The organism is Streptomyces sp. RB17, from assembly GCF_009604455.1.
In the GTDB taxonomy this organism is placed as follows: Bacteria; Actinomycetota; Actinomycetes; order Streptomycetales; family Streptomycetaceae; genus Streptomyces.
Window position 1 is genome coordinate 1,448,290 of the sequence record NZ_WEGL01000001.1, and the last position, 24,501, is coordinate 1,472,790.

Sequence of the window (24,501 nt, forward strand, 5' to 3'; positions counted from 1 at the left end):
GCACAGCGGGTGCTCACAGCTTCCCGCCCCGTCCGCCGTCCCGCCGCGGCGGTGCGATCAGCGTCGACAGATACGGCAGCGGCGTCCCGTCCAGCTCGGCGGCCGGCCGCACCGACTCCTCCGGCAGCCCCAGCGCCGACCCCCACACCGCGTCCGCCAGCCGTCCGTTCTCCTTCAGCGCCTCGGCGACCTCGGCGGCCTGCCGCCCGAACTTGTACGCGACGACGGTCCCCGGCCCGGCCAGCGCCTCCTTGAGCACCGCGGACCCGGCGGTCACCGGCACCAGGGTCAGCGGCTCGGTGCCCTCGGTCAGCACGGCACCGGACCGGGCCGCCAGCTCCTGCATGGCGGTGATCCCGGGCACGGTCTCCACGACGATACCCGGCACCAGCCCGGCGATCGTCTGCGCGAGATAGGTGAACGTCGAGTACACGTTGGGATCGCCGATGGTGGCGAAGGCGACGGACGCGTGCCGCTCCAGCAGCCCGGCGACCCGCCCGCCCGCCGCATCCCAGGCGGCCTCCCGGCGCGCCCGGTCGCTCCGCTCGTTCAGCGCGAACACCACCCGGACGACCTTGTCCTCGGGCACGTAGTGCAACACGGTCGCCTCGGCCCGCCCGCGCTCCCCGCTGTCCATGACGGGTACGACGACCACCTCTGCGGCCCGCAGCGCGTTGACCCCCTTGACGGTCACCAGCTCCGGATCACCGGGACCGACCCCGACTCCGACCAGCCTGCTGCTCATGACGTCCGGCACCTCTCCACGAACCGACGGGCGACACCGGGCTCGGACGCCCAGTGCGTGTGCAGATAACTCGCGTGCACGCCCTGCTGTACGAAACCTTCGAGCCGCCGCACGGGCGCCCGCACGCCCCACGCCGGAGCGGCCCCGGCGCCGGGCTCGACGACGGTCCGATGGAACTCGTGCCCCCGCATCCGCGTCCCCGCGACGGCCAGCACGCTGTCCCCGACGGCGACGGCGTCCCGGTAGCCGAGCGTCAGCCGGTCCGTCATCCGCGCGGGGGCGTCCAGCACCCCGCACATGGGCCGCCCGTCCAGTTCCCGGCACAGATAGAGCAGCCCGGCGCACTCGGCGGCCACGGGAGCACCGTTCAGCGCCAGCTCGGCGATCGCCTTCCGCAGCGGCTCGTTGGCGGACAGTTCGGCCGCGTAGACCTCGGGGAAGCCGCCGCCGATGACCAACCCGGCGGTGCCCGGGGGCAGTTGCTCATCCCTCAAGGGGTCGAAGGTGACGACCTCGGCTCCGGCGGCGGTGAGCAGCTCGGTGTGCTCGGCATAGGAGAAGGTGAAGGCGGATCCACCGGCTACGGCGACGACGGGCGCCGGCCTTTCAGCCGACGGTTTCGGAACGGGGGTCCCCCCGCGCGAGCGAAGCCGAGCGTGGGGGAGGGTGGGCGAGGCGGGGGTCCAGAGCGCGGAGCCCCCTGGTACGGGACCCGCGGTACGGGCAAGTGCTTCCAGCGCCGCCAGGTCGCAGCCACGGGACACCTGCGCAGCCATCGCCGCCACAGCCTCCACCGCCGCGGCGCCCCGTTCCGCAACCGGCACCAACCCCAGATGCCGAGAAGGCGTCGACACCTGCTCAGCCCGCCGCAAGGCACCCAACACCGGCACCCCCGCCGAGTCCAACGCCTCCCGCAGCAGCTCCTCATGCCGGTCGGACGCGACCTTGTTCAGGATCACGCCCCCGACCCGCACCTCCGGATCCCAGGAGGCGAACCCGTGCACCAGCGCGGCGACGGACCGGGACTGCGACGACGCGTCGACCACCAGCACCACCGGAGCGCCCAGCAGCTTGGCGACATGCGCGGTGGACGCGAGTTCACCCTCCCCCGCCGCCCCGTCGTACAGTCCCATCACGCCCTCGACGACCGCGATGTCACACCCCCGCGCCCCGTGCAGGAACAGCGGAGCGACCAGCTCCGGCCCGCACAGGTACGCGTCCAGGTTGCGCCCCACCCGCCCGGTCGCGAGCGCGTGGTACCCGGGGTCGATGTAGTCCGGCCCGACCTTGTGCGGCGACACGGCGAGCCCCCGCGCGGCGAACGCGGCCATCAGCCCCGTGGCGACGGTGGTCTTGCCGCTGCCCGAGGAGGGCGCGGCGACGACCAGCCGGGGCACCGACGACGTCACCACTCGATGCCCTTCTGACCCTTCTGCCCCACGTCCATGGGGTGCTTGACCTTGGACATGTCGGTGACGAGGTCGGCGAAGTCCACCAGCTTCTCCGGCGCGTTGCGGCCGGTGATCACCACGTGCTGGGTACCGGTCCGGTTCCGCAGCACGTCAACGACCTCGTCGGTGTCCACCCACCCCCAGTGCATCGGGTAGGCGAACTCGTCCAGCACGTACAGCCGGTACGTCTCGGCGGCCAGGTCCCGCTTGACCTGCTCCCAGCCCTCCCGGGCCTTCTCCTCGTTGGTCGCGTTGTCCCCCTGGATGTCCCGCTGCACCCACGACCAGCCCTCGCCCATCTTGTGCCAGGCGACCGAACCGCCCTCACCGCTGTCGCCGAGCACCCGCAGCGCGCGTTCCTCGCCGACCTTCCACTTCGCGGACTTGACGAACTGGAACACCCCGATCGGCCACCCCTGGTTCCAGGCGCGCAGCGCGAGCCCGAACGCGGCGGTGGACTTGCCCTTGCCGACACCGGTGTGCACGACGACGAGCGGACGGTTCCGCCGCTGACGCGTGGTCAATCCGTCGTCCGGTACGACACTCGGCTGTCCCTGCGGCATTACGCGGCCCTCCTCGACGTCCCGTGCGTCCCCTGCACATCCCTGACCAGCCCGGCGATCGAGTCGGCCCGCAGCTCGTCCAGCGTGACCGCCGTACCGCCCAGCTCACCCGCGAGCTGCCCGGCGAGCCCGAGCCGCACCGGCCCCGACTCGCAGTCCACGACCACGGAGGCGACCCCTTCGGCCGCGAACAGCCGAGCCGCACGCCCCGCCAGCGCGACCGGCTCGGGGCCACCGGTGGCCCGCCCGTCGGTCACCACGACCATCAGCGCCCGCCGCGCCGGATCCCGCAGCCGCTCCACGCGCAGCACCTCGTGCGCCTTGAGCAGCCCGGCCGCGAGCGGCGTACGGCCACCGGTCGGCAGCGACTCCAGCCGGGCCGCCGCCGCATCCACGGACGAGGTCGGCGGCAGCGCGAGCTGCGCGGCAGACGCTCGGAAGGTCACCAGACCGACCTTGTCCCGCCGCTGATAGGCGTCCAGCAGCAGCGACAGCACGGCACCCTTCACGGCGCCCATCCGCTGCCGCGCCGCCATCGACCCCGAGGCGTCCACGACGAACAGCACGAGGTTGCCCTCGCGGCCCTCCCGGGTCGCCTGGCGCAGATCGTCCCGGCGGACCACCAGCCCCGGCCCGGACCGGCCGCGCGCCCGCTGGTGCGGGGCCGCCGCCTGCACGGTGGCGGCCAGGTGCAGCTTGGTCAGCGCGCCCCGGGGCCGCCGGGCCCCGGTCGTCCGCCCGTGCTCGGTCCGCGCCCGCGACCGGCGGCCCGCGGCACCCTCGCCGATACCGGGCACGCTCAGCACCTTGGTCCTGAACGGCTCGGCGGCCCGTACGGCCGATTGCTCCCGCGCCCCGGACGCCTGCGGTTCCCCGCCCTCACCGGCCTCGGGCCGCGCGGCGGTGTCCCCGCCGCCCTGGGGGCCGCTGTCGGGTGCCGGCTGACCGCCACCGCCGCCGGGACCGTCGGGGCCGGGATCGTCGTCGGGGGACTCGCCGGAGAACTCCTCCAGCGTCTCGTCCAGCTTGTCCTCGTCCAGACCGGGCGCGTCGAAGGGGTTGCGCCGCCTGCGGTGCGGCAGCGCGAGCAGCGCCGCCTGCCGTACGTCCTCGGCGAGCACATCGGCACGCCCGGCCCACGCGGCCAGCGCCGTCGCCGTACGCGCCATGACGATGTCGGCGCGCATGCCGTCCACCTCGAAGGCCGCGCAGGTGGCCGCGATCTGCCGCAGCGCCCCGTCGCCGAGGTGCACCTGCGGCAGCAACTCCCGTGCCGCGACGATCCGGTGCCGTACGGCGGTCTCCTCCTGCGCCCAGCGCGCGGCGAAGCCGGCCGGATCGTCGTCGTACGCCAGCCGGCGCCGCACCACCTCGACCCGCTGGTCCGGCTCCCGCGAGGCCGCGACCTCCACGGTCAGCCCGAACCGGTCCAGCAACTGCGGGCGCAGCTCGCCCTCTTCGGGGTTCATCGTGCCGACGAGCAGGAAACGGGCCGCGTGCCGCACGGAGACGCCCTCGCGCTCCACGTACGAGGCACCCATCGCCGCCGCGTCCAGCAGCAGGTCGACCAGGTGGTCGTGGAGCAGGTTGACCTCGTCGACGTACAGGATCCCGCGGTGCGCGTCGGCCAGCAGGCCCGGCTCGAAGGCCTTCACGCCCTCGGCGAGCGCCCGCTCGATGTCCAGGGCACCGACCAGCCGGTCCTCGGAGGCGCCGACCGGCAGCTCGACCATCCGCGCGGGCCGGGCCGTACCCGGCCCGAGCTCGTGCGGACCGTCGGGGCAGGACGGGTCCGGTGCCGCCGGGTCGCACGAGAAGCGGCAGCCCGCGACGACGGCCACCTCGGGCAGCAGCGCCGACAGGGCGCGTACGGCCGTCGACTTGGCCGTGCCCTTCTCGCCGCGCACCAGCACACCGCCGACGGCAGGACTGACCGCGTTCAGCAGCAGCGCGAGCCGCAGATCGTCCTGGCCGACAACGGCCGTGAAAGGGAAGGGAGTTGTCACTGGTCGTCGCCCTCCAAGTCGCCTTCCAGCTCCAGGTAGGTGGCGCGCAGCCGCTCCAGCGTCTCCGCGTCCGGCTCGGCCCACAGGCCCCGGTCCGCCGCCTCCAGCAGCCGCTCGGTGATGCCGCGCAGCGCCCACGGGTTGGACTTCTTCATGAAGTCCCGGTTCTCCGGGTCGAAGACGTACTCCGCGCTGAGCTTCTCGTACATCCAGTCGTCGACCACGCCCGCCGTGGCGTCGTAGCCGAACAGGTAGTCCACGGTCGCCGCCATCTCGAAGGCGCCCTTGTAGCCGTGCCGGCGCATGGCCGCCATCCAGCGCGGGTTGACCACCCGGGCGCGGAAGACGCGGTGGGTCTCCTCGCCCAGCGTGCGGGTCTTCACCTGGTCCGGTACGGCACTGTCGCCGACGTACGCCTCGGGGTTGGCGCCGGTCAGATGACGGACCATCGCCACCATGCCGCCGTGGTACTGGAAGTAGTCGTCGGCGTCGACCAGGTCGTGCTCGCGGGTGTCGACGTTCTTCGCGGCGACCGCGATCCGCTTGAACGCGGTCTCCATGTCCCCGCGCGCCGCCCGCCCGTCCAGCCCGCGCCCGTAGGCGTAACCGCCCCAGACGGCGTACACCTCGGCGAGGTCGGCGTCGGAGCGCCAGTTCCGGGCGTCGATCAGCGGCAGCAGCCCCGCGCCGTACGCCCCCGGCTTGGAGCCGAAGACACGGGCCGTCGCCCGCCGCCGGTCACCGTGCCCGGCGGTGTCCTCGTCGGCGTGGGCCTTCACGAAGTTGCTCCCGGCGGGCTCGTCCAGCTCGGCGACGGCCCGTACGGCGTCGTCGATCAGGCCGACGACGTGCGGGAACGCGTCCCGGAAGAACCCGGAGATGCGGACCGTGACGTCGATGCGCGGCCGGCCCAGCTCCCGCAGCGGGACCACCTCGAAGCCGGTGACCCGGCGCGAGGCGTCGTCCCACACCGGGCGGCAGCCCAGCAGCGCCAGGATCTCGGCGATGTCGTCGCCCTGGGTACGCATCGCGGAGGTGCCCCACACCGTGAGGCCGACGGACTTCGGATACGCGCCCGTGTCCTGCAGATACCGCTGCACCAGGGAGTCCGCCAGCGACTGGCCGACCTCCCAGCTCAGCCGCGACGGAATGGCCTTGGGGTCGACCGAGTAGAAGTTCCGGCCGGTCGGCAGCACGTTGACCAGGCCCCGGGTCGGCGAGCCGGAGGGGCCGGCCGGGACGTAACCGCCGTCCAGGGCCCGCAGGATGTGTCCGATCTCGTCTGTGGTGCGGGCGAGCCGCGGTACGACCTCCTCGCACGCGAACTCCAGCACCGCGACGGCGTCCGGGAATTCGGCGCCGAGCACGCCCCGCAGAACCGCCGGGACGACCGCACGGTCCCACGCCCGCGCCTCCATCTCCTCCGCGATCCGCCGGCACAGCTGCTCCAGCAGGTCGATCGCGTCGGAGGCCGTCCGGGAAGGAATAAAAGGGCGCGGAGCGCCTTCCTTGGAAGGGTGGTGGGAGACGGGCGGGACCTCCACCAGGTCGGTCAGCTCCACCGGCACCTTCACGGCCGCGCCCGGCTCGGCGAGCAGCTCCTTCTCGGTGAGCCCGAAACGAGCCGCCAGCGAGGCCCGGAGCCCCGGCAGCGCGTTCGCCTGCCCGCCCCACACCTGCGAGGCGCGCAGTACGGCGAGGACGAGGTTCACGCGCGGCTCGCCGGCCGGGCCGCCGCCCAGGATGTGCAGACCGTCGCGGATCTGCACGTCCTTGATCTCGCACAGATAGCCGTCGATGTGCATGACGAACTCGTCGAACGCGGCGTCGTCCGGCTGCTCGTCCACATGCAGGTCGTGGTGCAGCTCGGCCGCCTTGACCAGCGTCCAGATCTGGGCGCGGACGGCCGGGGCCTTCGCCGGGTCCAGGTCGGAGACGAGCGCGTACTCGTCCAGCAGCTGCTCCAGCTTGGCCAGGTCGCCGTAGGTGTCGGCGCGGGCCATCGGCGGGACCAGGTGGTCGACCACCGTGGCGTGCCCGCGCCGCTTGGCCTGGGTGCCCTCGCCGGGGTCGTTGACGATGAACGGGTAGATGAGGGGGAGGTCCCCGAGAACGGCGTCAGGGGCGCACCCCCGCGACAGACCCAGCCCCTTGCCCGGCAGCCACTCCATCGTGCCGTGCTTGCCCATGTGCACGACCGCGTCCGCGCCGAAGCCCCCCTCCGACGTCGCGGCCTCCAGCCACCTGTACGCCGCCATGTAGTGGTGCGAGGGCGGCATGTCGGGGTCGTGGTAGATCGCGATCGGGTTCTCGCCGAAGCCGCGCGGCGGCTGGATCATGACCACGACGTTCCCGAACTGCAGCGAGGCCAGCACGATGTCGTCGCCGTCGACGTACAACGAGCCCGGCGGTTCGCCCCACGCCTCCACCATGGCTTCCCTGAGGTCCGGGTCGAGCGTGTCGAACCACGCCCGGTAGTCGGCCAGCGGCACCCGTGCGGGTGCCGTCGCCAGCTGCTCCTCCGTCAGCCACTCCACGTCGTGGCCGCCGGCCTCGATCAGCCGGTGGATCAACTCGTCGCCGCCGGAAGGGTATGCGGTGAGGCCGTAGCCGGCGTCGCGCAGGGCGTCCAGCACGCGCACCGCCGACGCGGGCGTGTCCAGACCGACGGCGTTGCCGACCCGGGAGTGCTTGGTCGGGTACGCGGTGAAGACCAGCGCGATCTTCTTCTCGGCGTTCGGCTTGTGCTTCAACCGCGCGTGCCGCAGGGCGATTCCGGCCACCCGTGCGGCCCGCTGCGGGTCGGCGACGTACACCGGGACCCCGTCCGGGCCCTGCTCCTTGAAGGAGAACGGCACGGTGATCAGCCGTCCGTCGAACTCCGGGATCGCGACCTGCATCGCCGCGTCCATGGGGGACAGGGCGGCGTCCGACTCCCGCCACGCGGCCCGCGAGGAGGTGAGGCAGAGCCCCTGCAGCACGGGGACGTCGAGATCGGCGAGCGCGCCGATGTCCCAGGACTCCTCGTCACCGCCCGCCGAGGCCTGCGACGCGTGCGTACCACCGGCCGCCAGCACGGTCGCGACCAGCGCGTCGGCCTGCCCCAGCAGCTCGTACAGCCCGGCGTCGGCGCCGCGCAGCGAACCGCAGTACACGGGGAGGGCGTTGGCGCCCTTCGCCTCGATGGCGTCGCACAGGGTGTCCACGAACGCGGTGTTGCCGCTCAGCTCGTGCGCCCGGTAGAAGAGCACGCCCACGGTCGGACGGCCGGCGTGTACTTCGTAGGAGCCGTGGAGGCCGTACTCCGGCATCTTCCGCGGTTCCTCGAAGCCCTCACCGGTCAGCAGCACGGTGTCCGAAAGGAACCGGGACAGTTCCAGCAGGTTCGCGGGCCCGCCCTCGACCAGGTACCTCAGCGCCTCCGCCACCACACCGGCCGGCACCGACGACTCGGCCATCAGCTCGGCGTCCGGTACGGCCTCGCCGCCCAGCAGCACGGTCGGGACGCCGGACGCCCGCAGCACGGCCAGCCCCTCCTCCCAGGCACGCTTGCCGCCCAGCAGCCGTACGACGGCGAGGTCCGCGCCCGCCAGCAGCCCCGGCAGCTCCTGCTCGACGTCCACCCGTGCCGGGTTGCCGATGCGGTAGTCCGCGCCGGAGGCCCGGGCCGCCAGCAGATCCGTGTCGGCGGTCGACAACAACAACACTGTGCTCATGCAGGCGCTCCCGGTGGGATGAAAGGCAGTCCTTGCGGCGCGCCCGACTCGATGAGCCGCCACAGCGCGTCCGTGTCCGCGTGCTGTTCGATCAGGTCGCCGAGCCGGTCGAGCTGTTCCTCGCGCAGCGCGGCGAAGGAGGTGTCGGGCGCGGGCACGAAACGGCGGCCCGCGGCGGCGGCCACCTCGCGCAGGAAGGCCCGCCGGAAGCCGTCCGACTCCAGCGAGCCGTGCCAGTGCGTGCCCCAGGCATGCCCGACGCGGCAGCCGTCGAGGCTGTGTCCTTTGTCATCGGAGATGAACGCTTCCCCGCCCGCGACGGAGGCGACCCCGTGGTGGATCTCGTACCCCTCGACCCGCTCGCCGAGGGCCTCACCGGCCGGCCGGGTCAGGGTCTTCTCGCGGGCGAACCGCACCCGCACCGGCAGCACACCGAGACCGGGGACCTCGCCGGCCCGCGACTCGACCTCGTCCTCGATGCGCTCGCCGAGGATCTGGAAGCCGCCGCAGATGCCGAGGACGGGCCTCTCCTCAGCGGCCCTCCGCACGAGGGCGTCCGCGAGCCCCCGCTCCCGCAGCCACTGCAGCGCCCGCACCGTGCCCCGGGTTCCCGGAATCACGACCAGGTCCGCGTCCGCCAGCTCCTCCGGCCGGTCCACGAACCGCACCACGACGCCCGGTTCGGCGGCCAGCGCGTCCACGTCCGTGAAGTTGGACATCAGCGGGACCGCGCACACGGCGACCCGCAGCACGTCCTCGCCGACCGGCGCGGTGACGGTGGACTCGCGGACCGTGCCCCGCAGGGACACCCGCAGTCCGTCCTCCTCGTCGATGCCGAGCCCGTGCCGGAAGGGCAGGACGCCGAACGTACGCCGCCCGGTGAGGCCGTACAGCATCTCCAGACCCGGCTCCAGCAGGGAGACATCGCCGCGGAACTTGTTCACCAGGAACCCGGCGACCAGCTCCTGGTCCTCCGGCGAGAGCAGGGCGACGGTCCCGAAGAAGGAGGCGAAGACGCCCCCGCGGTCGATGTCGCCGACGACGAGCACGGGCAGCCGCGCGCCCCGCGCGATCCCCATGTTCACGATGTCGGTCCGGCGCAGATTGATCTCGGCCGGGCTGCCCGCGCCCTCACAGATCACCGCGTCATACGTGCCCCGCAACTCGGCCAGGCAGTCCAGCACCGTGCCGAGGAGCTGCTGCTGCCGCCCGCCGTGGTACCCCCGTGCGCTCAGCTCGCCCACCGGCCTGCCCAGCAGCACCACCTGACTGCTCTGCTCACCGCCCGGCTTGAGCAGCACCGGGTTCATCAGCGCGGTGGGCTCGATCCGGCACGCCTGGGCCTGCATGGCCTGCGCCCGCCCGATCTCGGCGCCCTCGCGGGTCACGAAGGAGTTGAGTGACATGTTCTGCGCCTTGAACGGCGCGACCTTCACGCCCTGACGCACCAGCCACCGGCAGATCCCGGCCGTCACGACGCTCTTGCCGGCGTCGGAGGTGGTGCCGGCGACGAGGAGACCCCCGCTCACTTGCCATGTCCCTTCAGACCGTTGGGGCTCTTGACGAGGAGGCGCGCGGCGACCGTGCCGCCGAGCGCGAGCAGGCCGACGCGGCGGGAGAGCCGTACGGCCCGGTCGATGTCGGTGACCCGAACGGAGCGGCCGGCCGCCCCGTTGAGCACGGGGCGGTGCTCGACCCGGCCGCCGTAGGACAGCGTGCCGCCCAGCCGCACCCCCAGCGCCCCCGCGAACGAGGCTTCCACGGGCCCGGCGTTGGGGCTGGGGTGCCTGCGGGCGTCGGCCTTCCAGGCGCGCAGGGCACCCCGCGGGTCGGGTCCGGCCGCGGCGGCGAGTACGGCGGTCAGCCGCGCACCCGGCCAGCCGGCCAGGTCGTCGAGCCGGGCGGAGGCCCAGCCGTAACGCCGGTACCGGGGTGACCTGTGACCCACCATCGCGTCCAGGGTGTTGACGGCCCGGAAGCCCAGCAGCCCGGGCACCCCGGCCACGGCCCCCCACACCAGGGCGCCCACGACGGCGTCGGAGGTGTTCTCGGCGACCGACTCGACCACGGCCCGGGCGATCCCCTCGGCGTCCAGCGCCTGCGGGTCGCGGCCGCACAGATGCGGCAGCCGGGCGCGGGCCGTCTCGGCGTCCCCGGACTCCAGGGCGCGTCCGATCGTGCGGGCCTCCCGGGCGAGCGACGTACCGCCCACCACCGCCCAGGTGGCGGCGGCGGTCAGCGCGACGGAGGCGGCGGGGGAGGGGCGTACGGCGCGTGCGGCGAGCGTGCCCAGGGCGACGGCGCCACCGGCGCACACGACGGTGTGCACAGCGCCCCAGCCACGGTGGTCGTGCCACAACGCGCGGTCCACGGCAGCGGCCGCACGTCCGAACGCGGCGACCGGATGCCCGCGGCGCGGATCGCCGAGGAGCAGGTCGCCGAGAAGGCCGGCGGCGGCGCCGTACGCGTAATTGCGATCGGCACCCATCGGCTCAGCCGGCCGTGGGTACGGGAGCGGGCCTGCTACGGGTCCTTCGGCAGCCGGGCATGGCGATCTGTGTCCTCACTCAGGGTGTCCGCGCCCTGGTTCGACGAAATCCGGCGGTGAGAGTTCCTGGCTCCCGGGGGTTCTTCCCCGGTGACAGTGGCGGGACCGCGCCGGATTCGCACCGGCTTCCTCTCCTGCCGCCGTACATGGCCTGGGCAGTCCACCACGCGCTCCGAACGGCCGTCAACTTGCCGTTGACCTGCGTGGGGAGAGTGTGCCGATCCCCACATCGTGGGGCGCCCGTGACCCCTGGGGCATGGCGAAGGCTCCCCTCCGTCACGGACGGAGGGGAGCCTTCGGACTGCCCGATTGGTGCTGCTCGGTCAGGACTTGGCGACGATCAGGTAGATGCCGTACGACACCGCCGCCGCGCAGGCGGCGAAGCAGACGTAGGCCCCGGTGACGGCCAGGCCGGCCGAGCCGCCCTGGGCCGCGGCCTTCTCACGCCGCGCCAGACCGTTGATGCCGAGGGTGAACAGGGCCACCAGGCCCACCGTGAACGCGAGGCTGACGCCGAAGACGGAGCCGAGGGCCGACCAGTCGATCTTCATGGGTTGCTTCCTTGGTTACCGGTATGGCCGGGGGTCAGACGGTGGCGGCCGGCGGTGCGGCCTCGGGGGCGGGCTCGGCGGCGGCCGGGGAGGGGATCGTGGCCGTCAGGTCCTCGGTGATCGTGCCCGCCGGGGGCGGGGTCACCGCGGCGATGGCGGCGGTCACCACGCCGGCCGGCTCCGCGGGCTCGTCGACGACGTTGGTGTGGTCGACGACCTCGCGGCGGGAGATCTTCCAGATCGTGGCGCTCGCGGCGACCAGGAAGACGGCGACGACAGCGGTGCCCCAGTCACCGAGTTCCGTGACGGACTCGGCGCCCGCGCCGACCAGCGCGGCGGCCGGGAGGGTGAGCACCCAGGCGACGGCCATGCGGGTCGCGGTGGACCAGCGGACCACGCCGCCCTTGCGGCCGAGGCCCGCGCCCATCACCGAGCCGGAGACGACATGCGTGGTGGAGAGGGAGAAGCCCAGGTGGGAGGAGGCGAGGATGGCGGTCGCGGCACTGGTCTGGGCGGCGAACCCCTGGCGCGGCTCCAGGTCGGTCAGGCCCTTGCCCATGGTGCGGATGATCCGCCAGCCGCCGATGTAGGTGCCGAGCGCGATGGCCAGGCCGGCGGAGAGGATGACCCAGGTGGGAGGGTTCGAGCCCGGGGCGATGGCGCCGCCCGCGATCAGCGCGAGGGTGATGATGCCCATCGTCTTCTGCGCGTCGTTGGTGCCGTGGGCGAGGGAGACCAGGCCGGCGGAGGCGATCTGGCCGGCGCGGTACCCCTTGCGGGTGGCCTCGCCCTCGGCCTTGCCGCCGATGCCGTAGGAGAACCGGGTGGCCAGCATCGCGGCGGCGCCCGCCACGAGCGGTGCGGCGACCGCGGGGAGGATCACCTTGGTGACCAGCACGTCGGTGTGGACGGCGCCGAGGCCGGCGGAGGCGACGGCGGCGCCGATCAGACCGCCCATCAGGGCGTGCGAGGAGCTGGAGGGGAGGCCCACCAGCCAGGTCATGAGGTTCCAGAGGATTGCGCCGACCAGGGCGGCGAAGATGACCTCGGGACGGATGCCGGTCTCGTCGACGAGACCCTTGGAGATCGTGTTGGCGACCTCCACGGAGAGGAAGGCGCCCACCAGATTGAGGGCGGCGGACATGGCCACCGCGATCTTGGGCTTCAGCGCGCCTGTCGAGATGGTGGTGGCCATCGCGTTGGCGGTGTCGTGGAAACCGTTCGTGAAATCGAACGCGAGAGCGGTTACCACCACTATCGCGAGGATCAGCGAGAAGCTTTCCATTTACCCAGGCAATCGTTCGAGGTCATTGGCTGGACGACCGTAGGCAACCTGGATGAACGGAAGATGAACTCAGGCGGGCGTGAGGGTGTCCGAAGAGGGGGGTTGAGGTTCCGTTTGGATCGGGCGCCCCAAGCGCCCCTTGGCTACCAGCCCCGCGCGAAGGTCCGCAGCCGGCGGGTGGAGCCGTTGAAGAGATTCTGGTCACCCGGCAGCCGGCCCCTGGTGCCGAACTGCCAGAACGTCCAGTACCGCCACCCGCCCGGCAGCTTCCCCGGCCGGGAGGTGCCGTGCCGGGCGATCCACAGGGCGTGGCTCTTCGAGAACGCACGGCTGTTGCCGGTGCAGATCCGCCACCACTGGGTCGTCGTGTAGATCACCGGGCGGCGGCCGGTCTCCCGGCTCACCTCGTTGCTGAAGGACCGGATCCAGCGGACCATCCGCTTCCAGCCCAGCCCGTAGCACTTGTGCCGCTTGTTGTACGGGTTGTATTCGATGTCGAGCGCGGGCGGCAGCGTCCGGCCGTCCGCCCGCCAGCCCCCGCCGTGCCGCACGAAGTACGCGGCCTGCCGGGCGCCGGAGGACTTGTCCGGCCGTGCGAAGTGGTACGCGCCCCGGTACAGGCCCGCCTTGCGCGCACCCTTGTACTGCTGGGCGAAGTAGGGGTTGCGGTAGTCCGTGGACTCGGTCGCCTTGACGTAGACGAACCGCGCGCCCCTGGACCGGGCGGCCGCCCAGTCGACGCGTTTCTGGTGGGACGAGACGTCGTGTCCCCGGGGTCGGCCCGAGGCGAGCGCCGCGCCTGCGGCCGGCACGGACGCGGTGCCCACGAGGGCGAGCGCCGCCATGGCCGCGGCGAGGGCACCGGCGCGGTGACGGAGAGGGATGCGTTCGCGGGCCATGTGTCTCCCCGGGTCGCGGACGAATGATCGTCCAGCGGGCAAGAGAGACCATTGAAGGTCCGGCGATCACCGAATCGGTGCCTTTTTGCGGCGATTCACCATGACTTCGCCCATTCGGGGGTGTGCGCTTCCCTCGCACGTCCGGCCGGGGACGGCCGTCACCCCCCCTCCGGTGGGCGCTGCTGGCAGGATCGCGGCATGGCTGAACAGCGGCGGGACGCGGAACGGGAACGGATCTGGGCGGAACTGGTCGCCACGGCGAGGCGGACCGTAACCGACGGGCTGGTGGTCGGCACCTCCGGGAACGTCTCGGCGCGCATCGGCGACCTGGTGCTCGTCACCCCGTCGGGCGTGCCGTACGACCGGCTCACCCCGGACGACATCACCGGCGTCGACCTCACCGGACGACAGGTGCTCGGCACGCTGGTGCCGACCAGCGAGCTGCCCATGCACCTCGCCGTCTACCGCACCACCGACGCCCGCGCGGTCGTCCACACGCACGCCGTGCACGCGACGGCCGTCTCCACGCTCGTGACCGAGCTGCCGCTGGTCCACTACATGGCCGCCGCCCTCGGCGGCCCCGTCCGGGTCGCCCCCTACGCCACGTACGGCACCGACGAACTCGCCGGGAACATGCTCCGCGCCCTGACCGACCGCACCGGCTGCCTCCTGCGGAACCACGGCACGATCAGCTACGGCGCGACCCTCGACCAGGCCTACGACCGCACCGCCCAACTGGAGTGGATGTGCCGCCTGTGGCTGACGGCGTCCTCGGTCCCGGGCCTGACCCCGTCCCTGCTGACGGAGGCACAGCTGGCGGAGGTCGGGGAACGCTTGAAGGGGTACGGCCAACGGAGGTGACCCCGTGCTGCCCAGCCCTTCGCTCCGACGCTTCCTCGACCGCCTCGCTCATGATCCGCCGCGCCCCTGCCGGTTCCGCTCACTCCTGTCCGCCGCAATGGCGCTCAGCCACCACGCACCTGTCCGGCGGTGCCGGACCCACCCGCACCCCGATGCTCCGCACTGCCCCGCCCTTCCACTGGCCGGTGGGCCCGACCCCCACGACACTGGACCCGTGCGCCCAGTCAAAGCGACCGCCCTCACCACCGCCATAGCCGCCGGCATGGCAATGGCATCCGTCGCCGCCGGCCGCATCGCCAGCGACGCCGCGCTGAAGGCGCCCGCGGGCCGTCCGCTGCCCACCGAACCCCGCCTCACCGTGCACGGCACCGCCGCCGGCCAGATCACCCTCACCCGCGATCTGGCCTCGCTGCGCCCCGGCACTTACGGCCTCTCCGGCGACGGCTCCCACGCGATCGTCGGCCCCGTCCTGGAGGCGGCCCGGCATGCGGCCGACACCGTCGTACGCCGTCTGGAACGCGTCACGCACGGCACCCTCGCCTCCGGCGACGCGGTGTGGTTCACCCCGAACCTGCACGTCGGCAACCCCGGCACCGCCCTCGGCCTCGACCACGCCGACATCGACGTGCCCGGCGAACTCGGGGAGCTGCCCGCCTGGTTCGTGCCCGGGGCCCGGGACACCTGGGTGATCGCCGTGCACGGCCTCGGCACCACCCGGGAACAGGCCATGAACCTCATGGCCCCGCTGCACGCCCGCCGGGTGCCGATCCTGGCCCTGGCCTACCGCGGCGACCTCGGCGCGCCGCGCCCGCCGGACGGACTGAACCACCTCGGCGAGACCGAGTGGCGCGACCTGGACGCGGCGATCCGCTACGCCGTCCGCTACGGCGCCCGCCGGGTCGTCCTGCTCGGCTGGTCCACCGGCGCCACCATGGCCCTGCGCGCCGCCGAGCACTCCCCGGTGCGCGAGCGCATCGCCGGGCTGGTCCTCGACTCGCCGGTGCTCAGCTGGGAGGCCACGCTGCGCGCCCTCGCCCGGGCCCGCCGCACCCCGCAGCCGCTGCTGCCGCTCGCGGTGCGCGCCGCCCAGGGCCGCACCGGCCTGTACGCCGACCGGGTCCCCGAGATCACCGACCCCGGTGTGCTCACCGTACCGACCCTGATCTTCCACGGGCCCGACGACCAGGTGGCCCCCTGGGAGTTCTCCCGCCGGCTCGCCCTCCGCCGCCCGGATCTGGTCGCCCTGCACACGGTTCCGCAGGCCCCGCACGCGGCGATGTGGAACGCGGACCCGAAGGAGTACGAGGAGCGGCTGCGCCGCTTCCTGACCCCGCTGGTGTGAGGACCCGCTCCCGGCTCGCCGGCCGGCGTCGGACGACCCGGTGCCGGGCATTCCGTTTAAGGCCGTACGACTGGCCTGATCACGACTCCTTCCCCCGCCCCGGACCCCGTGCCTTGGCCAGCCCCGTCGCCCGGCGTGACATTCCGTTTGGGTTTTCGGACCGTCAACCGGAAGACTGCACCCGTGACGTCCCGTATCCCGCGCGACTCCAGGCTCCGACTCGTCCGACCGCGACCCCTGGCCGCCGCCCCCAGAGCTGTGAACCAGCGGCGCCCGCGCCGCGCCGCACCCCGGCCTCCGGAGGGCACGCCGGCCCCCGCGGAACTGGCTGGAATGGCCCGCAGCGGGCTGGCCGGCCCGGTCCGGGTCGCCCGCTGGGCCGACGCCGCACTCGGCCCCGGCAGCGACGGCGCCACCGCCGACGGCAAGGCCACCCTCTCCGACTCCACGGCCCGACGCGCCGCCGCCGACCTGGGCCTGAGCGTCGATCAGATCCGCACCGACTGGGACACCGCACGCCTCGCCGGACTCGTCGAGGTGCACGGCGACAGCGCGCGCCCCGGCTGGCGGCTGCGCGCCTGGGACCGCGACGACAGCGCCGTACTGCGCGGCTGGGTCGCCCTCTTCGACGCCTGGTCGCTCGCCTCCCCGGAATCCGAGGAGCACGAGCCGGCCGCCGTCGCCGAGGTCGTCTCGGCCATGCCGCAGGTGCTCTCCTTCCTCCAGCTGTCCGCCGGGCCCGTCCCGGTGGAGCAGCTCCTCGACCTGCTGCAGCAGCGGGTCACCGAACTGCGCACCGAGCGCTGCGAGGTGCCCTACGAGCCGGGCGGCGAGCAGCCCGGCGAGTCCGGGTCCGCCCGGCCGACCGTGCCGGCGGCCCGGCAGCCGTCCGAGCCCGGCTCCGCACAGCCTGTGGTGTCGGAAGCGCGGGGGGCCTCCGAGCCGGGGCACTCGGGCCCGGCGGCCGGCGCCCCGGACCCGGGGGACCGCACGGCCGCCGTCGCGGAAGACACCGCGCCCGCCGGCGACACCCCGCTCGAACCCCTCCTCGACTGGGCGCTGCGGGCCCTCGCCTCGGTCGGCGCGCTGACCTACGGCGACGGCCAGGCCACCCTCACCCCGCTGGGCAGCTGGGCGGTGTGGGTCAAGCTGGAGCAGATCTGCGTGGCCGCGCAGAGCCCGGCCGGCAACATCGAGCAGTCCGCCGAGGACATGCTCCGCGGCTGCGCCCAGCTCCGCCCCAACGCCGCCCGCGCCGAATACCGCGCGTGGCTCGCCGCCCGCACGGTCGGCGCCGCCGTCACCGAGCTGATCCACGCCGCGCGCGGCGAGGACGCCCTGCTGCGCGGCCTGGCCTTCGAGGCGCTGCGCGTCGTGGGCGCCCCCGCCGAGCCCGACGTGCGCGCCGTCGTGGACGAGCCGGCCCTGCGGCCCTACGCCCTGCTGTGGCTCGCCGAGCACGACGGGATCGACCCGGAGGACGCCCACGAGGTCCTCACCCGGCAGGAGGCGACCTGGCTGTGGGTGGACACGGCCGCCGCCGTCGCCGACCACGGCGAGTCGCCGATGCTGGTCCGGCATCTGGAGTCCGCGGTGCAGCCCACCGTCCCCCAGATGCTCGACGAGGTCCGCGCCGTCGGGCACCCGCGTACCGTGCAGGTCCTGGTCGCGCTCGCCGCCGCGCATCCCGACCCGGCCCTGGCCAAGGCCGTGCGCCGGGCCGCCTTCCAGGTGCACACCGGAGGATGAGCGGCGCGGGGGCCGCTCAGGCTCCTATCTCGGGGGCGTACGTCCCGAAGCTCCAGATGTTGCCCTCGGCGTCCCGGGCCATGTAGTCCCGCGAGCCGTAGTCCTGGTCCGTCGGGGGCATCAGGATCTCCACGCCGTGCTCCAGGGCCCGTTGGTGGTGGGCGTCCACGTCGTCCACGACCACGTACACCCCGGCGGGCCCCGCGTCCTTCATCGCCGTGTCGAAGAGGCCGCCGCGGCCCTTGGAGCCGATCATCACCGCGCCGTTGCCCTGGACCAGCTCGGCGTGCATCACCTTGCCGTCCTGCGTCTCGTACACCGACAGCTCGGTGAAGCCGAGGGCCTCCGTGAGCTGCTTGATCGCCGCCTTCGCGTCCCCGTACAGCAGCGTGGGGTAGAGACTCGGCCGTCCGCCGCCCGTGCCTGCCATGCCGATCACTCCTTCGTGTGTCGGTTCCGTGGCGTCCCGTTCAGTCTTGCAGCCGCCACTGACAACGCCCCGGCGGAAAGGTGCCGCACCGCTTCGTACCGCCGTTCCGGCAGCCCTGCGGCAGCCCTGAGCGTGAGGGTGGGGAGTCGCACGTTCGGGGGTTCGGGGCCGGGTGACGCCGGAGACGTGGACGTACGGTGCGGCGCGCTGCGGCGGCGGGGCGGTGGCAGCCGCCCCGAGCGAACCAGGACTCGCCGTCCCACCGCGCCGGCGGTACACGCGCGTGGGGCGTCGGCCCGTCGCCGTGCGGGCCACGCGCGTGGAGGCGATCGCGCTGTGGGAGGACGGGCTGCTGACCGGCGCCGACGGCGGCACCGGCGTACTGCGCCCCCTCGGCCACGGCATCCTCGAGGTGGTCACCCCGTACCGCGTCACCGCGTACCGCATCACGGCGCGGTGCGGCCCCGCTGATCGCCCGGCCGTGCGCGCAGGGCGCCCGGACCGGGCAGCTCGTCGCCCTGGACGACCTCGGGCGGACCACACCGGACCGCACGCCGTTCGGCGACGATCTTCCGTGCCGATCTCCGCAGCACGGACCGAACGCGCGGACGTAGAAAAACAGCTTGCATGCCCCCGTTAGACTTCTCCCCATGGCCATTCTCCTCGCGCATTAGACGGCGGGAACGTCCTCAGCCGCCCACCCGCCAATCCCTGTACGCCCTGGAGTCTGTCCGTGATCTCCGCCTCCGGTATCGAGCTGCGCGCCGGTGCGCGCGTCCTCATCGAGAACGCCACCTTCCGTGTCGCCAAGGGCGACCGCATCGGACTCGTCGGCCGCAACGGCGCCGGCAAGACCACCCTCACCAAGTGCCTGGCCGGCGAGGGCATCCCGGCCTCCGGCCAGATCACCCGCTCCGGCGAGGTCGGCTACCTCCCCCAGGACCCCCGCACCGGCGACCTCGACGTCCTCGCCCGGGACCGGATCCTGTCCGCGCGCGGGCTCGACGTACTGATCCGCAAGATGCGCGAGAACGAGGAGCGGATCGCGAACGGCAAGGGCGGCACCCGCGAGAAGGCCCTCAAGCAGTACGAGCGCCAGGAGACCGAGTTCCTCACCAAGGGCGGGTACTCGGCCGAGGCCGAGGCCGCCACCATCGCCGCCGCGCTGAACCTGCCCGACCGGGTCCTCGGTCAGCCGCTGCACACCCTCTCCGGCGGTCAGCGCCGCCGTATCGAACTGGCCCGCATCCTGTTCTCGGACGCGGACACCCTGCTCCTCGACGAGCCGACCAACCACCTCGACGCGGACTCGATCATCTGGCTGCGGGACTACCTGAAGACCTACCGCGGCGGCTTCATCGTCATCAGTCACGATGTCGATCTCGTCGACACCGTGGTCAACAAGGTGTTCTACCTGGACGCCAACCGGTCCGCGATCGACATCTACAACATGGGCTGGAAGCTCTACCAGCAGCAGCGCGAGGCCGACGAGAAGCGCCGCAAGCGGGAGCGGGCCAACGCGGAGAAGAAGGCCGCCGCCCTCAACGCCCAGGCCGACAAGATGCGCGCCAAGGCCACCAAGACGGTCGCCGCGCAGAACATGGCCCGCCGGGCCGAGAAGCTGCTCTCCGGCCTCGAAGCGGTCCGGATGTCCGACAAGGTCGCCAAGCTGCGCTTCCCGGAGCCCGCGCCCTGCGGCAAGACCCCGCTGACGGCCGAGAGCCTGTCGAAGTCGTACGGCTCGCTGGAGATCTTCACCGACGTCGACCTCGCCATCGACAAGGGCTCCCGGGTGGTCATCCTCGGCCTCAACGGCGCGGGCAAGACCACGCTGCTGCGCCTGCTCGCCGGCGTCGAGAAGCCGGACACCGGCCAGGTCGTCGCCGGCCACGGCCTCAAGCTCGGCTACTACGCCCAGGAGCACGAGACCCTGGACGCCGACCGCACGGTCCTGGAGAACATGCGCTCGGCCGCCCCCGACATGGACCTGGTCGAGGTCCGCAAGGTGCTGGGCTCGTTCCTGTTCTCCGGCGACGACGTCGACAAGCCGGCCGGCGTCCTCTCCGGCGGTGAGAAGACCCGTCTCGCCCTGGCGACCCTGGTGGTCTCCTCGGCGAACGTGCTCCTGCTCGACGAGCCGACCAACAACCTCGACCCCGCCAGCCGCGAGGAGATCCTCGGCGCCCTGCGCACCTACAAGGGCGCGGTCGTCCTCGTCACGCACGACGAGGGCGCCGTCGAGGCCCTCCAGCCGGAGCGGATCATCCTGCTGCCGGACGGCGTCGAGGACCTGTGGGGTTCCGACTACGCGGACCTCGTCGCCCTGGCGTGATCCACTGCGTATGGATCATTCGGCTCATCGGTGATCCATCATCTGTGTGAGATCTCCTCGTATCGAGGTGTGTCGTACACGGATTTCCCGGCCGATCCCTTGCGCGCCAAGGGATCGGCCGTCGCGCGTCCCTGACCTGGCACTTCGCGGATCCACCCGTTCGGCCCCCTGGACACCACCCCCTGGAATCCTTGATTCCGCTTGTGGGGATCCACTCCTGTCGTCACAACGATGTCTCACGGACCTTGCCGAATGGGTGGCCATCACGCCCAAGAGGGGTGATCATGAGGAGACCAGAGCGCACTTCCCATGAGGAGGCACGGGTGGCCGAGACTCTGAAGAAGGGCAGCCGGGTGACCGGCGCCGCGCGCGACAAGCTCGCGGCAGACCTGAAGAAGAAGTACGACTCCGGTGCGAGCATCCGGGCGCTGGCCGAGGAGACCGGCCGCTCGTATGGCTTCGTGCACCGGATGCTCAGTGAGTCGGGCGTCACGCTTCGTGGGCGTGGCGGAGCGACCCGGGGCAAGAAGGCCGCATCGTCCTGACGCCGGGCGGTCCGCCTTCGATGGTGGCCACCCGGTCGGCAGACTGGTCGACCGGGTGGTTACTGTGCAGTCACTTAGCATGCCGCAACGGCACTGTGTGATGACCGCACCCATCGGAGGCGCCCCATGGCTTCGCCCGACCAGGACCTCGCTCCTGCACTCGACAAGGACGGCGTACGGCTCACCGTCGACGACGCGCTCGCCACGGTGACGCTGACCAATCCGGCCAAGCGCAACGCGCAGAGCCCCGCCCTGTGGCGGGCGCTCACCGAGGCCGGCCGGCTGCTGCCGGGCTCCGTCCGTGTCGTCGTGCTGCGCGGTGAGGGCAGGTCCTTCTCCGCCGGTCTCGACCGGCAGATGTTCACCCCGGAGGGGATCCCGGGCGAGTCGACCTTCATCGAACTCGCGCGCCGTGACGACGCCGGGCTCGACGCGAGCATCGCCGAGTTCCAGGAGGCGTTCACCTGGTGGCGGCGCAGCGACATCGTGTCCATCGCCGCCGTCCAGGGGCACGCCATCGGGGCCGGCTTCCAGCTCGCGCTCGCGTGCGATCTGCGGGTCGTCGCGGACGACGTGCAGTTCGCCATGCGCGAGACCAGCCTCGGCCTCGTCCCCGATCTGACCGGCACTCACCCGCTGGTCGGTCTCGTCGGGTACGCCCGCGCGCTCGAGATCTGCGCGACCGGACGGTTCGTCGGCGCTGCGGAGTCGGTGGCGTCGGGGCTGGCCAACGTGGCCGTGCCCGGTGACCAACTGGACGAGGCCGTGCGGGACTTGGCGGCCGCGCTGCTGGCTGCGCCGCGGGACGCCGTGGTCGAGACCAAGGCGTTGTTGCAGGGTGCCGTGGATCGTACGTACGACGAGCAGCGTGCGGCGGAGCGGGCTGCTCAGGCCCGGCGACTCAGGGATCTGGCCGGCCTCGGCGAATGACCCCTGCGCCGGCAGGGCAACCGGCGCCGGTCACCGCTCAGCCGACCGCCGTCACCAGCACCGCCACCGTCGGCCTGTCCTCCAGCGCGGCCGTCACGGCCGTACGCACCTGCCGGGCCACCTCGACGGCCCGGCGGTCCGCGCCGGTCGCCAGCTCCACGCGCGCGTGCCGGTGCGGCAGTGCCGTAGCGGCCGTGCGTTCCTCCAGGTGGACCGCCCGGCCGAGACCGCCGAGGGAGCCCGTCAGTGCGGTCACCCCGGGGACGGACAGCGCGGCCGCGGCCACCCGGACCTCGTCCGGGTCCGTGGGCTCCCGTGCGGATACCGGCTGCGGTGCACGCACCTCGGCGGCCGGCTCCGCCACCTCCAGCAGGTCGGTGACCCGCAGGTCCACCTCCGTCACCGCGAGCCCGAGCCGCTCCGTCGCGGCCGTCGCCAGTGTCCGCCGTAGCCCGGACGTCACCGCCGGCAGTGGCTCGGCGGCCGTCGCGGCGAAGTCCGCCGTCAGCCGCAGTGGGCCCGGCGGCAGCGCGCTCGGCGGAGCCGGTACGACGGGCTCGGGCGCCTCTTCCGGATCGGCGAGCGCGAGCCGCAGCGCACCGAGCCGCACCCCGGGCAGCCCCTCCGCCACCGCGCGCTCCAGCACCGCCGCGGCCGCGGCCTCCGCGATCCAGGCGCCGTCACGCGGCCCGCCGAGCGGCAGCAGTCTGCCCAGCCCGATCTGGCGCCGCACCACCTGTGTCCACCGGTCCGCCGTCATTCCTCCAGCCTGCCGTATCACCGGCGCGCGGAGGGGGAACCTTGCTTACGGTGGTCGAGGACGATCGAAGGGGACGACCGAAAGGGACGTACGGCGATGACCGATATGACGACGACCCCCGAGGACGAGCAGGAGCCGCAGGTTTCGACCCGTAAGGCGACCCGGCGCGGCGGCGGAGACCCCGCGACCCGTGGACGGACGACCATCGCCGACGGCGTCGTGGAGAAGATCGCCGCTCTCGCGGCCCGGGACGTGGTCGGTGTCCACGCCCTGGGCAGCGGCCTGGCCCGCACCTTCGGTGCCGTGCGCGACCGGGTGCCCGGCGGCTCCAAGTCGGTCACCCGGGGCGTGAAGGCCGAGGTCGGCGAGGTGCAGACGGCGCTCGACCTGGAGATCGTCGTGGACTACGGCGTCTCGATCGGCGATGTCGCCCACGCCGTGCGGGAGAACGTGATCACCGCCGTGGAACGCATGGCCGGACTCGAGGTGGTCGAGGTCAACATCGCGGTGAGCGACGTCAAACTGCCCGAGGAAGAGGAAGAAGAGCCGGAGCCCCGGATCCAGTGAGCCCCGGTCCCGGACCCTGCACGCCTGACGAGCTGAGGAGCGCACCATGAGCATGGCCGTGGTCGGCATGATCGCCGGAATGGCGCTGGGCTTCGCCGGGTACTTCGGCGGCTTCGCCGCCTTTCTACTGGTGGCGGCGCTGGGCGCGATCGGGTTCGTCGTCGGCCGGTTCGCGGAGGGCGACCTCGAACTGGGGGACTTCTTCCGCACCCGTGGCGACCGGCGCGACCGGCGGCGGTGACCGCGGGTGAGTGCCGAGACCGGCGCGGCGCGCCCGCCGTCGGCCCTCGTGCCGCCGGGCGAGCGCGGCGCCACCTGGATCGCCGACCGGGTCGTGGCGAAGATCGCCGCGCAGGCCGCCCGGGAGGCGCTGCCGCCGCTGCCCGCCGAGGCGGCCGCCCCGCACGCCGTGGTCGTCGTGAACCGGCAGGCGGCCCGCGTCCGTGTCCACCTCGAACTCGGCTACCCCTGCGACATCGGCGCCCACTGCGCCGCCGTGCGTCGCCATGTCACCGAGCGGGTAGGCGCCTTGGTGGACATGGAGGTGCCCGAGGTCGCCGTCCAGGTCGAACGGCTGCACCCGGCACCGCACGGGAGGGCGTGATGAGCGAACCGCGGTCGACCACCCCCACCCTCGACAAGGAGCCCGGAACCACCCCGCCCGCCCCCGCGGAGGGCAGCGGCCGTTTCTGGTCGCCGCGCCGCGTCCCGGCCGCCCTCGTCGCGCTCGCGCTGCTGGCCGGCGCCGGCCTGCTGCTGTACGACATCGCCGCCGTACGGGCCCACCACCCCGCGATGCGCTGGCGCCGCGCACTCGCCCGGCAACTGGCCGAACGGCCGCTGGACGACACCTGGGTGCTGACCGGCGCGGCCGTCGCCGTCGTACTCGGCCTGTGGCTGATCGCCCTCGCTGTCACGCCCGGCCTGCGCGCACTGCTGCCCATGCGGCGCCCGCACCCCGATGTCCGGGCAGCGCTCCGGCGCGACGCGGCGGCGCTCCTGCTCCGCGACCGGGCCATGGACGTGTCCGGGGTCCGGTCGGTCCGGGTCCGGATGCGCCGCGCCAGGACCGATGTCCGTGCCGTCTCGCACTTCCGTGACCTGGACGAGGTACGCGCCGACCTGGACACCGTGCTCACGGACGCGATCCGGGGCCTCGGCCTGACCCGGCAGCCCAAGCTGTCGCTGCAGGTGTCCCGGCCTGGGCGGAAGGGGTGAGGA

At 73.1% G+C, this 24,501-nt stretch carries 22 protein-coding genes and 1 riboswitch; of the genes, 10 read left to right on the forward strand and 12 right to left on the reverse strand.

Annotated elements, in window-relative coordinates; genetic code table 11:
- Positions 1-13 precede the first annotated feature (13 nt).
- The 10 genes from cobI to SRB17_RS06705 all read right to left on the reverse strand — a co-directional run bounded on the left by cobI (position 14) and on the right by SRB17_RS06705 (position 13,764).
- Positions 14-745, reverse strand: a complete 732-nt coding sequence (gene cobI, locus SRB17_RS06660; RefSeq protein ID WP_153535316.1) for a precorrin-2 C(20)-methyltransferase — start codon at positions 743-745, stop codon at positions 14-16.
- On the reverse strand, positions 742-2,154 hold the full coding sequence (locus SRB17_RS06665; RefSeq protein ID WP_416237027.1) for a cobyrinate a,c-diamide synthase: 1,413 nt from the start codon (positions 2,152-2,154) through the stop codon (positions 742-744). Before SRB17_RS06665 ends, cobI begins: the two co-directional genes overlap by 4 nt.
- Positions 2,151-2,759: a cob(I)yrinic acid a,c-diamide adenosyltransferase gene (gene cobO, locus SRB17_RS06670; protein ID WP_153535319.1), complete on the reverse strand. Its 609-nt coding sequence runs from the start codon at positions 2,757-2,759 to the stop codon at positions 2,151-2,153. Before cobO ends, SRB17_RS06665 begins: the two co-directional genes overlap by 4 nt.
- Entirely contained in the window at positions 2,759-4,765 is a 2,007-nt protein-coding gene (locus SRB17_RS06675) for a putative cobaltochelatase (RefSeq protein ID WP_323375081.1), read from the reverse strand. Before SRB17_RS06675 ends, cobO begins: the two co-directional genes overlap by 1 nt.
- Positions 4,762-8,481 carry a cobaltochelatase subunit CobN gene (gene cobN / locus SRB17_RS06680; protein WP_153535321.1) on the reverse strand — a complete coding sequence of 1,240 codons (3,720 nt, stop codon included), beginning with the start codon at positions 8,479-8,481 and terminating at the stop codon, positions 4,762-4,764. Before cobN ends, SRB17_RS06675 begins: the two co-directional genes overlap by 4 nt.
- Positions 8,478-10,010 carry a cobyric acid synthase gene (locus SRB17_RS06685; protein WP_323375082.1) on the reverse strand — a complete coding sequence of 511 codons (1,533 nt, stop codon included), beginning with the start codon at positions 10,008-10,010 and terminating at the stop codon, positions 8,478-8,480. The genes cobN and SRB17_RS06685 overlap by 4 nt, the downstream gene beginning before the upstream one ends.
- Positions 10,007-10,969: a cobalamin biosynthesis protein gene (locus SRB17_RS06690; protein ID WP_153535323.1), complete on the reverse strand. Its 963-nt coding sequence runs from the start codon at positions 10,967-10,969 to the stop codon at positions 10,007-10,009. Before SRB17_RS06690 ends, SRB17_RS06685 begins: the two co-directional genes overlap by 4 nt.
- Before the next feature lie 99 nt (positions 10,970-11,068).
- A riboswitch (cobalamin riboswitch) is annotated at positions 11,069-11,210 on the reverse strand.
- Positions 11,211-11,352: 142 nt separating this feature from the next.
- Positions 11,353-11,580: a hypothetical protein gene (locus tag SRB17_RS06695; RefSeq protein ID WP_153535325.1), complete on the reverse strand. Its 228-nt coding sequence runs from the start codon at positions 11,578-11,580 to the stop codon at positions 11,353-11,355.
- Between the two features lie 34 nt (positions 11,581-11,614).
- On the reverse strand, positions 11,615-12,865 hold the full coding sequence (locus SRB17_RS06700; protein WP_153535327.1) for an inorganic phosphate transporter: 1,251 nt from the start codon (positions 12,863-12,865) through the stop codon (positions 11,615-11,617).
- A 143-nt stretch (positions 12,866-13,008) separates the two neighbouring features.
- Positions 13,009-13,764, reverse strand: coding sequence for a lysozyme (locus tag SRB17_RS06705; protein ID WP_153535329.1), 756 nt, complete (start codon positions 13,762-13,764; stop codon positions 13,009-13,011).
- Between the two features lie 198 nt (positions 13,765-13,962).
- Here SRB17_RS06705 and SRB17_RS06710 point away from each other — a divergent pair, with 198 nt between their 5' ends.
- The 3 genes from SRB17_RS06710 (at position 13,963) to SRB17_RS06720 (ending at position 17,716) form a co-directional block, all read left to right on the forward strand.
- Positions 13,963-14,625, forward strand: coding sequence for a class II aldolase/adducin family protein (locus SRB17_RS06710; RefSeq protein ID WP_153535330.1), 663 nt, complete (start codon positions 13,963-13,965; stop codon positions 14,623-14,625).
- A 214-nt stretch (positions 14,626-14,839) separates the two neighbouring features.
- Positions 14,840-15,967 (forward strand): alpha/beta hydrolase, encoded by a 1,128-nt coding sequence (locus tag SRB17_RS06715; protein WP_323375083.1) that lies wholly within the window; start codon positions 14,840-14,842, stop codon positions 15,965-15,967.
- A gap of 333 nt (positions 15,968-16,300) precedes the next feature.
- On the forward strand, positions 16,301-17,716 hold the full coding sequence (locus SRB17_RS06720) for a hypothetical protein (protein WP_228395837.1): 1,416 nt from the start codon (positions 16,301-16,303) through the stop codon (positions 17,714-17,716).
- A 16-nt stretch (positions 17,717-17,732) separates the two neighbouring features.
- Here the strand turns inward: SRB17_RS06720 and SRB17_RS06725 are convergent, their stop codons facing one another.
- Entirely contained in the window at positions 17,733-18,146 is a 414-nt protein-coding gene (locus SRB17_RS06725) for a VOC family protein (RefSeq protein WP_153535332.1), read from the reverse strand.
- A gap of 733 nt (positions 18,147-18,879) precedes the next feature.
- Between SRB17_RS06725 and SRB17_RS06730 the strand changes: the two genes are divergently transcribed.
- From SRB17_RS06730 to SRB17_RS06740, 3 genes are all read left to right on the forward strand, one after another.
- Entirely contained in the window at positions 18,880-20,478 is a 1,599-nt protein-coding gene (locus SRB17_RS06730; protein ID WP_323375084.1) for an ABC-F family ATP-binding cassette domain-containing protein, read from the forward strand.
- A 323-nt stretch (positions 20,479-20,801) separates the two neighbouring features.
- Positions 20,802-21,023, forward strand: a complete 222-nt coding sequence (locus SRB17_RS06735; protein ID WP_004002281.1) for a helix-turn-helix domain-containing protein — start codon at positions 20,802-20,804, stop codon at positions 21,021-21,023.
- A 126-nt stretch (positions 21,024-21,149) separates the two neighbouring features.
- Positions 21,150-21,953, forward strand: coding sequence for an enoyl-CoA hydratase/isomerase family protein (locus SRB17_RS06740; RefSeq protein WP_153535337.1), 804 nt, complete (start codon positions 21,150-21,152; stop codon positions 21,951-21,953).
- Between the two features lie 37 nt (positions 21,954-21,990).
- Here SRB17_RS06740 and SRB17_RS06745 read toward each other — a convergent pair whose 3' ends face one another.
- Positions 21,991-22,713 carry a nucleopolyhedrovirus P10 family protein gene (locus tag SRB17_RS06745; protein ID WP_153535339.1) on the reverse strand — a complete coding sequence of 241 codons (723 nt, stop codon included), beginning with the start codon at positions 22,711-22,713 and terminating at the stop codon, positions 21,991-21,993.
- 96 nt (positions 22,714-22,809) lie between these two features.
- Here SRB17_RS06745 and SRB17_RS06750 point away from each other — a divergent pair, with 96 nt between their 5' ends.
- Genes SRB17_RS06750 through SRB17_RS06765 form a run of 4 tightly spaced genes read left to right on the forward strand, consistent with a single transcriptional unit; the run spans position 22,810 to position 24,498 of the window.
- Positions 22,810-23,280: an Asp23/Gls24 family envelope stress response protein gene (locus SRB17_RS06750; RefSeq protein WP_153535341.1), complete on the forward strand. Its 471-nt coding sequence runs from the start codon at positions 22,810-22,812 to the stop codon at positions 23,278-23,280.
- Between the two features lie 46 nt (positions 23,281-23,326).
- Positions 23,327-23,521: a hypothetical protein gene (locus SRB17_RS06755; protein WP_153535343.1), complete on the forward strand. Its 195-nt coding sequence runs from the start codon at positions 23,327-23,329 to the stop codon at positions 23,519-23,521.
- A 6-nt stretch (positions 23,522-23,527) separates the two neighbouring features.
- Entirely contained in the window at positions 23,528-23,884 is a 357-nt protein-coding gene (locus SRB17_RS06760; RefSeq protein ID WP_323375085.1) for a hypothetical protein, read from the forward strand.
- Positions 23,884-24,498: a DUF6286 domain-containing protein gene (locus SRB17_RS06765; protein WP_228395838.1), complete on the forward strand. Its 615-nt coding sequence runs from the start codon at positions 23,884-23,886 to the stop codon at positions 24,496-24,498. Before SRB17_RS06760 ends, SRB17_RS06765 begins: the two co-directional genes overlap by 1 nt.
- Positions 24,499-24,501: the final 3 nt, after the last annotated feature.

Coding starts and splice junctions, on each gene's coding strand:
- cobI (WP_153535316.1), bottom strand. CDS start 745: ATGAGCAGCAGGCTGGTCGGAGTCGGGGTCGGTCCCGGTGATCCGGAG.
- cobO (WP_153535319.1), bottom strand. CDS start 2,759: ATGCCGCAGGGACAGCCGAGTGTCGTACCGGACGACGGATTGACCACG.
- cobN (WP_153535321.1), bottom strand. CDS start 8,481: ATGAGCACAGTGTTGTTGTTGTCGACCGCCGACACGGATCTGCTGGCG.
- SRB17_RS06690 (WP_153535323.1), bottom strand. CDS start 10,969: ATGGGTGCCGATCGCAATTACGCGTACGGCGCCGCCGCCGGCCTTCTC.
- SRB17_RS06695 (WP_153535325.1), bottom strand. CDS start 11,580: ATGAAGATCGACTGGTCGGCCCTCGGCTCCGTCTTCGGCGTCAGCCTC.
- SRB17_RS06700 (WP_153535327.1), bottom strand. CDS start 12,865: ATGGAAAGCTTCTCGCTGATCCTCGCGATAGTGGTGGTAACCGCTCTC.
- SRB17_RS06705 (WP_153535329.1), bottom strand. CDS start 13,764: ATGGCCCGCGAACGCATCCCTCTCCGTCACCGCGCCGGTGCCCTCGCC.
- SRB17_RS06710 (WP_153535330.1), top strand. CDS start 13,963: ATGGCTGAACAGCGGCGGGACGCGGAACGGGAACGGATCTGGGCGGAA.
- SRB17_RS06720 (WP_228395837.1), top strand. CDS start 16,301: ATGGCCCGCAGCGGGCTGGCCGGCCCGGTCCGGGTCGCCCGCTGGGCC.
- SRB17_RS06725 (WP_153535332.1), bottom strand. CDS start 18,146: ATGGCAGGCACGGGCGGCGGACGGCCGAGTCTCTACCCCACGCTGCTG.
- SRB17_RS06740 (WP_153535337.1), top strand. CDS start 21,150: ATGGCTTCGCCCGACCAGGACCTCGCTCCTGCACTCGACAAGGACGGC.
- SRB17_RS06745 (WP_153535339.1), bottom strand. CDS start 22,713: ATGACGGCGGACCGGTGGACACAGGTGGTGCGGCGCCAGATCGGGCTG.
- SRB17_RS06750 (WP_153535341.1), top strand. CDS start 22,810: ATGACCGATATGACGACGACCCCCGAGGACGAGCAGGAGCCGCAGGTT.
- SRB17_RS06755 (WP_153535343.1), top strand. CDS start 23,327: ATGAGCATGGCCGTGGTCGGCATGATCGCCGGAATGGCGCTGGGCTTC.
- SRB17_RS06765 (WP_228395838.1), top strand. CDS start 23,884: ATGAGCGAACCGCGGTCGACCACCCCCACCCTCGACAAGGAGCCCGGA.